We start from the raw sequence: 11213 nt of genomic DNA on the forward strand, positions 1-11213 counted from the left end.
GGCCCACTCTGCCAGATCATAGAAGAGCCCGAGTCGCCACGCAACACAAAAAAGTGAATATCCGTTTTGAATCTTCTTGTTGCAGCGTTTTCTTTTGGTATTACCTCAAGCTTTCTGCCGAAAAGCCCGAGCCGGTCGCGTTCATCTGTTCGTTTTGAAAACCAGGGGTGCCGGCGTCTGGCCTTCGGATCTGCATACGTGTTTGGGGGCTTCGCAGGCGCCGTATTTTCGTGCGTGCCCTGTGCGGCCAATTGTGCGGCAGGTCAGGAAAAGGGGCGCTGTGAGGGATGTCGGGCCCTGTCGGCTGACAGGAACCTCCGGACCGGGCCGGAGCGGGCCAGGGCGGGACAGACACCGGATCAGGAGGCACATCCTGGGGCGCTTTCTTGGGGGCGCCTCGGGAATCGCAGACCCCGACCTGCGGGCCCGCCTCGTAAAGCTCTCGGAGGATGCCTCGGGGGCCACAGCCCCCGCCCGCAGATCCCGGCCCGCAGATCCGCGCCTGCGGGCCCCGTCCGTGATCCGGACACCCCTTCCGACCCTTCTCGACACCCTGACAGACCCCGGTCCGCGACCCGGGTTCTGCCTCGGTGATCCGTCAGGCGGCGGACGCGGGCGCGGGCGCGTTCTGGGCTCTCCAGAGATGGGCATACAGCCCGTCGAGGGCCAGAAGCTCGTCGTGACGCCCGCGCTCAATGATCCGCCCCTTGTCCAGAACAAGAATCTGGTCCGCGTTGCGGATTGTCCACAAGCGGTGGGCAATGGCGACAACCGTGCGCTCGGCACACAGGGCGTTCAGGGCCCGCTGGACCAGGGCCTCGTTTTCCAGGTCCAGACTGGAGGTGGCCTCGTCCAGGATCAGCACCGGCGCGTTTTTCAGCAGGGCCCGCGCGATGGCAAGACGCTGGCGCTCGCCTCCGGACAGCAGGACCGTGTCCGCGGACAGGAGCGTGTCGTAGCCCTCGGGCAGGGACACGATGCGGTCGTGGATGCAGGCGGCCCGGGCGGCGGCCTCCACCTCGTGCGGGGGCGCATCCGGTCGCCCGAAACGGATGTTGTCGCGCACGGACAGGTCAAACAGCGTGATGTCCTGAAGCACCATGCTGACGGTCTCGTTCAGCGTGCGCGCATCCATGTCCCGCAGGTCCACGCCTCCGATGGTGATGCGCCCGCCGTCCACGTCCCACAGGCGGGCCATCAGGGAGGCCAGCGTGCTCTTGCCCGCCCCCGACGGCCCCACAAGGGCGGTGACTGTGCCGGGCTGGATGTCGAAGGACACGCTGTCAATCGCGCGCTCCGGGCCAAAGGAAAAGGTGACGTCCTCGCCGCGCAGGGCAAAGGACGACGGATGCACGGGGCTCGCGGGTTCCGGGAGTGCGGGCTCAAGGAAGACGGCGCGGATCTGGCCCAGGATCGTGCGCGAGAACCGCAGCTCCGCCAGATAGAGCCCCAGCTCCACAAGGGCGTTGTTGAGCCGAAGCGCAATCAGAAAGGCGGCGATCAGGACCAGGACCGGTGTCCCGGACGGATCCCGCACGAGGGTGGCGAAACCGATCACGCCCACGGTGGCGAGGTTCAGCACCAGCCCCCAGGCGAGAAGCGCCGGGGCGGGCGCGGTCTCGGTCCGGATACAGGCCGAGCGAAGGGCGTCCAGGTCGGCGTGCACGCTTTTGATCCGCGAACCCTGGGGGTCGAAAAACCGGGCGTCCCGGGCCGCGCCCAGAGCCTCGACCACCCCGGCCACAGCGCCGTCCCGCACGCGGGAGACGTGGGCTCCAGCCCGGTCGAGCAGGCGGTAGCTCCAGGGAATGGCGGCCAGGGCCAGGGGCAGGAAAGCAAGGTTCACAAGCGCGAGTCTCCAGTCCAGCCAGACAAGAAGCCCGAACAGGGACACCGGCAGGGCCACGCCGGCAATCACCAGCCCCCAGACGTGGGTGATGATATCCTGATAAATCGCGAACCGGGCCGTCAGAAGATCGGCGAGCGCCCCGTCACGGCGGGAGAGTAGCGTTCCCGCGGGCAGGCGCGCGATGTGGTTGGCGAGATCAAGGCGCGCGTGGGCAACAGCGGTGTAGGTGGCCCGGAAATTCTCGTTCAGGGCGGCGGCCTTGAACAGGCTTCCGGCCACCAGGCCCGCGACACCCAGGGCAGCGACAAGGGCGATATCCCCCGGTTCCGGCAGCCCCCCGCCCGCCAGCGACCCAAGGGCCAGCGCCAGAAGGAACCAGGGCAGGGCGTCCACACACGCCCCCAGCGTGCCCAGAACGAGGCCGCGCCCGAAGCGGCTTTCGGGAGACGGGCTCAGGTCAAACCCCAGAAAGGACGTGATCATGCGCTGGCTTCCTTCCGCCGGGTGCCGGTCACAAGGGGAGATGGGGTGCCAAGGCTCCAGGCCGAGGCTTCCTGCTGCAAGGACCACAGGCGCCGGTAGGTTGGCGAGTCCTCCAGAAGGGTCGCATGCGGGCCGACGGCCTCGATCCGCCCGTCGCTCAGGACAACGACCTGGTCGGCCCGGTCCATGGCCTTCAGGCGGTGGGCGATGGCCAGCACGGTCCGACCGAGGGCAAGCCGGTCCATGGCCTCCTGGATCTCGCGCTCGGCGATGGGGTCCACGTGGGCCGTGGCCTCGTCCAGGATCAGGACCGGCGCATTCTTGAGGAAGGCCCGGGCCAGCGCGATCCGCTGCTTCTCGCCCCCGGACAGGCGGGTGCCACGATCACCGACCCGGGTCTCCAGACCCTCCGGCATGGCGCGGATCATGGGCCCGGCTCCGGCGGCCTCCAGGGCCTCGCGGATCTCGTCGTCGGTTGCGTTCGGGCGGGCAAGGCGCAGGTTGTCGCGCACGCTGGCGTGAAACAGAACCGGATCCTGGAACACGATGGACACCCGCGCGGCCAGCTCCTGCGGTGTCAGGCTCCGGATGTCGAGGCCGCCGATGGTGATCGCGCCCTGGGACACATCGTCCAGGCGGGCCAGAAGGCGCGCAAGGGTGGTTTTGCCGGCGCCGGACGGGCCCGTCACCAGCGTCAGGCTGTTTTCCGGCAGGCACAGGGTCACGTCCGAAAGCAGCCCGGCCCCGGTGCCGTCGGCGGTTGGTACGGTGTAGCCCACGGCCTCGAACCGGACCTCGCCGGTTGGGACAGCGGTTGGGGTGCCGGTTGGGACAGCGGCCGGGGCGTCGGGCCGAACGCACGCCCCGGCGGGTGCTGCATGGGGCATCGGCGGCAGGGCCAGAAAGGCCCGGATCCGCTCGCCGGATGCCTGGATGTTTCGCAGGCTGTGCAGGGCAAACACCACCCGCGAGAGCGGGGCCATCACCCCGGCCCCGAGCGCCAGGAAGAACAGCAGCGTCTCCAGGGTCAGCGAGCCCTCCCGATAGAAATACAGTCCCGCGGGCAGGATAACCGCGAGGGGATAGCTCAGGGTCATTCCGAAAACCGAGTACGGTAGGGCCGAGCGCCGGGTGATCGAGACGGCCAGATCCCGCACGGCGTGGATCCCCTGGCGCACCGAGTCCAGGGAGCCCGCCTGACGGTTGAAGGCCCGCAGCGTGACGACGCCGCGCACATAGGACAGCAGGGTCCGGGCCGCGCGGGCGTCCGCTTCGGTCCAGGCCCGGAAGGCCTCGGCCGCGCCCGCTCCAAGCCGGACCTGGGCCCAGACCATGAGAGGCAGGAGCCCCAGGGACACCAGGGCCATTCTCCAGTCCATGGCGAACAGCAGGCCCGCGCTGGCCAGGGGCAGGAACAGGCCACCGGCAAGATCGGGAAGGGTGTGGGCCAGAAATCCATTCAGGCGCCCCACATCCTCCATGATCGTCCGCTTGAAGTCGCCGGTTTTACCCTCCAGCCGGACCGGAGCCAGGCAGGCGATGTGATCAACCATCTGGTGGCGCAGGCGGCACTCGCCCCGGAAGGCGGCCACATGGCCCAGAATGGTCACCGCGCCCTGGCAGGCAAACCGCAGCCCCACAAGACCCGGCAGGAGCAGGCACAGGGAAAGAACCGGCGTGTTCTCCCAGCCCAGCGCGAGCGCCGTGGTGCCCAGAAGCCAGATGACCCAGAACGGCGCCAGTTCGAGAAGGGCGGCCACGCAGGCCAGCAGAAGCGCGCCCGCGACCATCCACAGATCGGGCGCAAGGGCGCTCTGGTAGACGGACAGCGGCGAGCGCCTCGCGGAGGGGTCGACAGGGTTCATTCTGCGAGATCCTGTTTTTCAGACAGAAAGAAAGACAGACAGGCGGGCGGGCGGACAGACAGACGGGCGGGTCTGCACCTCGCCGGTGTGCGCGCAGGGCCGGATCCCTGATGCCCGGACCCCGGTGTTCGGCCCCGGTGTTGGTCAGGCACCGGATGCCGGTTTTCCCCGGGGGGGGCGTTGCGGTGCCCGGGCTCGAGACCGGCCGGGGTTCCGAACCGGGTGACCCCGGGACTGGGGGCTGGGTTCCCTCGGGCGACACAGCCGCCGCCCCCCAGGCCACTCTCGGGCAACGCTCTTTTGTCACCTACTGACATTGATTATTGTTGTCAATCGCAAAGAACGGCGCTAAGAGAATGCGCCCGAGGGTTGGGGAGGGAAGCCGGTCGCGCGCCGCGGCCTGTGACCCCGGCCGGGGGGCGGGGCGCTGCCCCGCCCGGCCCGGCTCCTGCCCGTCTGCCCCGGGCAGGGCGCCGGGTTTCCGGGCGTGCGCGCGTCCTGCTCCCTTTCGGTTTTCCGGGAGGGCGAGGGGCATCGGGAAGACTGTGGCACAAGCAAAAAAACGTGTCTTTGAAGGACATGGCTGTGTCGCGGCAGAAAAAAACAACAAGGGAAACTGATCCGCCCCGATCACGGAATGCGTGGGCAGCTCTCGGTTCCAGCGGGCCGGACGAGCCCGGCAGGCGAGAGTTTCGGAGTGCGGAGATCCGGGTTTTAGGAGGGACTACCCTATGTCGTCAATGAGAATGCGTATTATTAGCGGAGTCGCGGTCACCGCGCTGTCGCTCCCGGCTCTCGAGGCTTCGGCCCGGTCGCCCCAGGACGCGCCCGCGCCTGGGAACGCGGTGGTTTCGGAGGCGGAGGCGGAGGCAGGCCCTGTCCAGTTTGCGCCGGTCTATGTGACCGCTCAGAAACGGCTGGAGAGGGCGCTCGACATTCCCATGAGCGTCGAGGTCTACAGCGGCGCCGAGCTCGAGCGCCGTCACCTGATGACCACCCGCGATGTCCTGTCCACCACCCCCAACGTCATGATGGGCGGGGGCGTGACCGGCGCGGCCTTCACGCCCTACGTGGCCATCCGGGGCGTGGGGTCGTCCGAGTACGATTCCGACCCGTCGGTGGGTCTCTTCCTGGACGGCGTGCCCCTGACGGAAAGCCAGTCCTACACCTCGAGCCTTCTGGACATGGACCGCGTCGAAATCCTGCGCGGGCCCCAGGGAACCCTGTACGGGCGCAACACGCTGGGCGGCTCCGTCAACCTGATCACCAACGTTCCCGACCCCACGGCCCGGGCGGGGAAAATCGAGGTGAGCGGCGGCAACCACGGCCAGTTCCGAACCGAGGTGATGGCCAACGTTCCCGTTGTGCAAAACCGCTCGGCGGTGCGCGGGGCCTTCGCGTTTGACCGCTCGTCCGGCTACACGAACAACTTTGCGCCCGGAGAGAAGGACGCGAACGCCTGGGAGAACTATCACGGACGCCTGGGCTTCCTCTCGGCCCTGGGGGATGCGACCACCGCCAGCGTCTCGTTCGAGGTGCAAAAGCAGAACCTGAACGACGGGGCGAACACCCCCCTGGCGGCGTTCCGGCGCGGTCAGAACTCCGTCAACACCCCCAATGCGTTCGCGGGCGACCTGCGCTCCCTGTCCGGGCGGATCCAGGTGGATCACGAGTTCCAGAACGGCCTGACCCTGACCAGCCTGACCGGCGTGCGAAACCAGGTCACCGAGTACAGCGGGCGCAAGGCGCCCCCGGGGTATTTTGCCAACATGACGCTGTTCGGCGCCATGATGGGGATCCAGGACTACGACCCCCGGTCCCGGACCCGCTACGAGGGTGACTTCACCCAGGTGTCCCAGGAGCTCCGCCTGGCGTCGGCGCAGGGCGAGCGCCTTCAGTACGTCGTCGGCCTGTACGGAGACTGGAGCAACGCCCGGCGCGTGAACTCTGCCGGCGACACCTGGGGTGGATCCGTCGGCTGGGCCCATCCGGAGTTTGGCCCCATGCCCGCCCTGTTCCCGGGATCCACGGGCGCGAACGTGTCGCTGACCGGGGAAACCGACGCCTGGTCCGTGGCCACCTTTGCCGATGGCTCCTACCGGGTGAGCGACACCTGGGATGTGTTTGGCGGCCTGCGCGTCGGGTACGACGTCAAGGACTACGACTTCCGCATGGGCAGCGACCTGCCGGCCTATGTGGCCCTGATGCTTCCCAACGCGGCCGGTGACCTGCCGATCAGCGCCTTCAGCAACCGCATGGGAACGGTCTACGTCACTCCGAAAGCGGGCCTGCGCTATAATTTCAACGCGGACAACAACGCCTATTTCAGCGTGGCGCGGGGCTACAAGTCCGGCGGCTTCAACAACTCGCTGATCTACTCCATGGACGAGAGCCGCTACGGCGACGAGTCCCTGATCAACTACGAGCTGGGCATGAAGAACGCCCTGTTCGACGGTCGCCTGGTCGTGGAAAGCGCGCTGTTCTTCATCGACTGGCGGGACCAGCAGGTGCTTTGCTACGATTCCGCCACCAACGCCACGCCCATCATGAATGCGAAGCGCAGCCGCTCGTATGGCTTTGACATCAGCGCGCGCGCGGATCTGGGATACGGCTTCTCGCTTGGGGGAGGCGCGGGCTTCGCGGACGCCACCTACCGTGACTTCAAGAACGCGCCGCGGACCGGAGCGCCCGGGACGGTCAACGCCAGCGGCAAGCAGCAGCAGTACCACTCCCGCTTCACCAGCAGTGTCCAGCTTGGCTACGAGCAGGAGGTGGGCTTTGACGATCTGCGGGCCTTTGCCACGGTGGGCTACCGGTATCGCTCCAAGTTCTACTTTGATCCGGCGAACACGGTGTCCCAGGGCGGCTACGGCATGGTTGACGCCAGCATCGGGGTCGAGAACGACCGTTACGGCCTCTCCCTGTGGGGGCGCAACCTGAGCAACAAGCGGGTGCTCTCGTCGGCGACCCACTACAACGGCGACGGCGTTCTGGTGACCCAGGGCGAGCCGCTGATGTTCGGCGCCACCGCGTTTCTGAAGTTCTAGACCTTGGTTTCGGTTGTGCGGACCGTCGCTGCGCTGCTTCTGGCTCTTGGGGCCGGCGGGTGCGACGGTTCGCCTTCCGACGTGATCTACGGTTACGTCGAAGGCGACTATTTGCGGATCTCCCTGCCCGAGAGCGGAATTGTGACCACGCGCTCCGTGGAGCGCGGGGACCAGGTGCGCGCGGGCGAGTTGCTGTACACCCTCGACCGGGACAGCGAGGACGCCGCCGTGGAGCGGGCCCGCGCCCGGCTTGACGAGGCCAGGGCCAATTACGAGAACCTTGCGTCGGCCCAGCGGGACACGGAAATCCGGGCCCTGGAGGCCGAGCTGGCCCAGGCGCAGGCGGACCGGAAATACGCCGAGCTGCACCGGGGGCGGCGCACGGCCCTGGTGTCCAGCGGATCCATTTCCCAGGCGGAGATGGACCAGGCCGAGAGCGCGTTCGAGGCGGCCCGGGCCCGGGTGGACATGGTGAGCGCCCGCCTCGAGAGGGCACGCGAGGGGTACGGGCGGGATGCGGAAATCCAGGCGGCCCGCGCCGGCATCCGGGCGGCCGAGGCCGAGCTTGAGCAGGCCTCCAGCCGGCAGGCGAAGCGCTTCGCCCGCGCTCCGCTTGACGGACGCATTGAGGACGTCCTGTTCCGGGAGGGCGAGACCGTTCAGGCCGGGCAGCCCGTGGTGTCCCTGCTGCCGCCCGACAATGTGTTCGTGCGGTTTTTCGCCAGTCCCAAGCAGGTCTCCCGCCTGTCGCCGGGGGCGGATGTCCGGCTTGCGTGCGAGGGCTGCCCCGACGGTCTGGAGGCCCGGGTCAGCTACGTGGCACGGGAGGCCTCGTTCACGCCGCCGACCCTGTATTCGCGAAACCGCAGCGAGAAGCTGGTGTTCCTGGTGGAGGCGCGCCCGCACGCCCACCGGGATGCCCTTCGCCCGGGCCAGCCCGTCCGGGTGACGCTGCCGGACCCCCCGATCCGGAACGCCGCGCCATGACCGCCGCCATCCGTGTGCGAGACCTCTCGAAACGGTTCGGGGCCCGCCTTGCGGTGGACGCCCTGTCCCTGGACGTTCCCCGGGGGCGGATCATGGGGTTTCTGGGGCCCAACGGGTCCGGCAAGACCACGACGCTGCGCATGCTCTGCGGTCTCTTGACCCCCGACGGCGGCGGCGGATCGTGCCTTGGCTATGACCTTCGGACCCAGGCAGCCCGGATCAAGCGTCACATCGGCTACATGACCCAGAAGTTTTCCCTGTACGAGGATCTGACCATTCAGGAAAACCTCGAGTTCATCGCCCGCGTCCATGGTCTTGGCGGCGTGCGCATGCTGGTGTCCGAGACCCTGGCGCGCCTGGGGCTCCAGGACCGGCGCCGCCAGCTGGCGGGACAGCTGTCCGGAGGCTGGAAGCAGCGCCTTGCCCTGGCGGCGTGCACGCTGCACCGGCCGCAGGTGCTTCTTCTCGACGAGCCGACTGCCGGCGTGGACCCGGCCGCGCGGCGGGACTTCTGGGACGAGATCCACGCCCTGGCCGCGGAGGGCATGACCGTTCTGGTGTCCACCCACTACATGGACGAGGCCGAGCGCTGCCATGTCCTCGCCTACATCGCCTATGGAAAGCTTCTGGCCGCCGGGAGCGCGCAGGAAATCATCGACCGGGCCGGGCTGACCCTGTACAGCGTCCACGCCGCCGATCCGGCGGACGGCGGGGCCCTGGGCGCCCTGGCCGCGCAGTTGCGGGGGTGTCCCGGCGTGGACGTGATCGCGCCCTTTGGCAACGCGCTTCACGTGGGCGGGGTGGACGCCCGGGCGCTGGACGGGGCCCTGTCCCCTGTGTTCGACGACGCACGGTTCCGGTGGGCGGCCTCGTCGGCCTCTTTGGAGGACGCATTTATTCACCTGATGGCCCGGGCCCGGGCCGCCGGAACCGCTGCGGGAGCCCCGTCGTGAGCATTCTGGCCTCCCTGCACCGCTGGTATGCGCTGATCATCAAGGAACTGATCCAGATGCGCCGCGACCGCATGACCTTTTCCATGATGCTGTCGGTGCCCCTGATGCAGCTTGCCCTGTTCGGGTTCGCGGTCAATTCCGATCCCAAGAACCTGCCCGCCGCCGTGATCGATGCGGACCGGGGGCCCTTCGGGCGGGCGTTCACCAGCGCTCTCGAGGTGTCGGGGTATTTCGACATCGTGGCGCGCGACAGCAATGAACGCGAGGCCGGGGCGCTGATGGCGTCCGGCGCGGTCCAGTTTGTCATCACCATTCCCGAGGGGTTCTCCCGTGATGTGATGCGCGGGGACCGGCCCGCACTGCTGGTGGAGGCCGACGCCACCGATCCCGCCGCCACCTCCAATGCGCTGGGGAACCTCGGGCTTCTGGCGGCAACGGCCCTGGACCGGGATCTGTCCGGTCCTCTCGCCTCCCTTCGCCAGGGGCCGCCTCCCTTTGAGCTGGTCGTGCACAAGCGCTATAATGAGGAGGGCAACACCCAGTTCAACGTGGTGCCGGGCCTGATTGGCGTGGTGCTGAGCTCCACCATGGTGGTCATGACGGCCATGGCCATGACGAGGGAGCGCGAGCGCGGCACGCTGGAGAACATTCTGGTCACGCCCATCCGGCCGTTCGAGATGATGATGGGCAAGATCTCGCCCTACATTCTGATCGGCCTGGTGCAGACGGTGATCATCCTTCTGGCCTCCGCGTTTTTGTTTGATGTCCCCTTCCAGGGCAATCTGGCGCTTCTGTTCGCCTGCTGCATGCTGTTTATCTGCGCCAATCTGGCCATCGGCTTTATTTTCTCCACCATCGCCCGGACCCAGTTGCAGGCCATGCAGATGGCCTCGACGTTCCTTCTGCCCTCGATCCTGCTTTCGGGCTTCATGTTTCCGTTCCGGGGGATGCCGGGCTGGGCCCAGGCCCTGGGCGAGGCCCTGCCCCTGACCCACTTCCTTCGCATTGTGCGCGGGATCATTCTGAAGGGAAGCACGCTCGCCGACGTGGCCTTTGATGTGGGGATGCTGGTGGCCATTCTTTTGGCAATCGGTTTCCTCTCGCTGCGCCTGTATCGCCGCACCCTGGACTAGACGGCACGCTCATGGGGGATGACCCGGATGCGCGAAGGCAAAGGCAAACCTGAACCCGAACGCCCAACTCCCCCGGTGCCCGCAGGGCCCCGGGGCGGGGTTCCTCTCGCGGCGCGTCGAAGCCCTCCGGACCGGCAGGAGGGAGGGGATCGTTGCCACTGCCGTGCGGGAGAGCCCGTCTTCCCGGCTGGACAGCGGGCCCTCCCGGCCTGAAGGCGGTCCCGGGGAACCTGGCGGTCATGGCGGGTGGGGCAGGCTCAGCGGTCTCCGGTGTCCGGACGGTTGGCCAGGTCCAGAAGCACATCCGCATGACACGGGCCGTCCAGGGGGCAGTAGCACGAGAGGTGCTTGCCCCGCAGGCGCCCGAGCGCCTCCAGGGCGGTCTCGCGACAGCGGTCCGCGTCCGGGCCGGCCCAGAGCGTTTCGTGCCCCGGCTCTTTCAGAAGCCAGGTCCGGTAGTGCTCCACCAGCCGGGCCCGCAGCGCCGGTGTCAGCGGTCCCGGCGCGGGGACCGATCCGACACCGGTCAGGAACGGGTTCCCCCAGGGCGTGCCCCGTCCCACATAGACGATGTCCCGGACTGTGCAGCCCAGGCGCTCGGCCTCGGTCTCGAGGCTCCACCCCTTTGTGCGGCGGCGCTGGATACGTTCGGGGGTCCTGGCGGTCATGATTTTATCCTTGTTTTTGAATGGGGCGTGGTGGGGCCGGGTGACCGGGTCCGCTTCCCGGTACAGAGTCCTGTAAGCGCCCGTACCGGCTGCGGAAAGAGTCTCTCGTTTCTTGTCCCTTGAGGTAATACCAAAAGAAAATGCTGCAACAAGAAGATTCAAAACGGATATTCACTTTTTTGTGTTGCGTGGCGACTCGGGCTCTTCTATGATCTGGCAAAGTGGGCG

7 protein-coding genes are annotated in these 11213 nt (G+C 67.7%); 4 read left to right on the top strand and 3 right to left on the bottom strand.

The annotated features are described in order from the left end of the window. Positions 1-598: 598 nt before the first annotated feature. Together IHV25_RS10125 and IHV25_RS10130 are read right to left on the bottom strand one after the other, a co-directional pair. Positions 599-2332, bottom strand: coding sequence for an ABC transporter ATP-binding protein (locus IHV25_RS10125; protein ID WP_192535011.1), 1734 nt, complete (start codon positions 2330-2332; stop codon positions 599-601). Continuing rightward, entirely contained in the window at positions 2329-4197 is a 1869-nt protein-coding gene (locus IHV25_RS10130; RefSeq protein WP_192535012.1) for an ABC transporter ATP-binding protein, read from the bottom strand. The genes IHV25_RS10125 and IHV25_RS10130 overlap by 4 nt, the downstream gene beginning before the upstream one ends. 731 nt (positions 4198-4928) lie before the next feature. On the opposite strand from IHV25_RS10130, the gene IHV25_RS10135 reads away from it, so the two are divergent. The 4 genes from IHV25_RS10135 to IHV25_RS10150 are packed head-to-tail and all read left to right on the top strand — an operon-like array spanning position 4929 to position 10317. Further along, positions 4929-7244: a TonB-dependent receptor gene (locus tag IHV25_RS10135; protein ID WP_192535013.1), complete on the top strand. Its 2316-nt coding sequence runs from the start codon at positions 4929-4931 to the stop codon at positions 7242-7244. Between the two features lie 3 nt (positions 7245-7247). Then, positions 7248-8231, top strand: coding sequence for an HlyD family secretion protein (locus tag IHV25_RS10140; RefSeq protein WP_192535014.1), 984 nt, complete (start codon positions 7248-7250; stop codon positions 8229-8231). Next, positions 8228-9184 carry an ABC transporter ATP-binding protein gene (locus IHV25_RS10145; protein WP_192535015.1) on the top strand — a complete coding sequence of 319 codons (957 nt, stop codon included), beginning with the start codon at positions 8228-8230 and terminating at the stop codon, positions 9182-9184. The genes IHV25_RS10140 and IHV25_RS10145 overlap by 4 nt, the downstream gene beginning before the upstream one ends. After that, positions 9181-10317 (top strand): ABC transporter permease, encoded by a 1137-nt coding sequence (locus tag IHV25_RS10150; RefSeq protein WP_192535016.1) that lies wholly within the window; start codon positions 9181-9183, stop codon positions 10315-10317. Before IHV25_RS10145 ends, IHV25_RS10150 begins: the two co-directional genes overlap by 4 nt. A gap of 257 nt (positions 10318-10574) precedes the next feature. Here the strand turns inward: IHV25_RS10150 and IHV25_RS10155 are convergent, their stop codons facing one another. Next, entirely contained in the window at positions 10575-10985 is a 411-nt protein-coding gene (locus tag IHV25_RS10155; RefSeq protein ID WP_192535017.1) for a DUF4326 domain-containing protein, read from the bottom strand. Positions 10986-11213: the final 228 nt, after the last annotated feature.

The organism is Phaeovibrio sulfidiphilus (assembly GCF_014861485.1).
Taxonomy (GTDB): Bacteria; Pseudomonadota; Alphaproteobacteria; order Rhodospirillales; family Rhodospirillaceae; genus Phaeovibrio; species Phaeovibrio sulfidiphilus.

Coding starts and splice junctions, on each gene's coding strand:
- IHV25_RS10125 (WP_192535011.1), bottom strand. CDS start 2,332: ATGATCACGTCCTTTCTGGGGTTTGACCTGAGCCCGTCTCCCGAAAGC.
- IHV25_RS10130 (WP_192535012.1), bottom strand. CDS start 4,197: ATGAACCCTGTCGACCCCTCCGCGAGGCGCTCGCCGCTGTCCGTCTAC.
- IHV25_RS10135 (WP_192535013.1), top strand. CDS start 4,929: ATGTCGTCAATGAGAATGCGTATTATTAGCGGAGTCGCGGTCACCGCG.
- IHV25_RS10145 (WP_192535015.1), top strand. CDS start 8,228: ATGACCGCCGCCATCCGTGTGCGAGACCTCTCGAAACGGTTCGGGGCC.
- IHV25_RS10155 (WP_192535017.1), bottom strand. CDS start 10,985: ATGACCGCCAGGACCCCCGAACGTATCCAGCGCCGCCGCACAAAGGGG.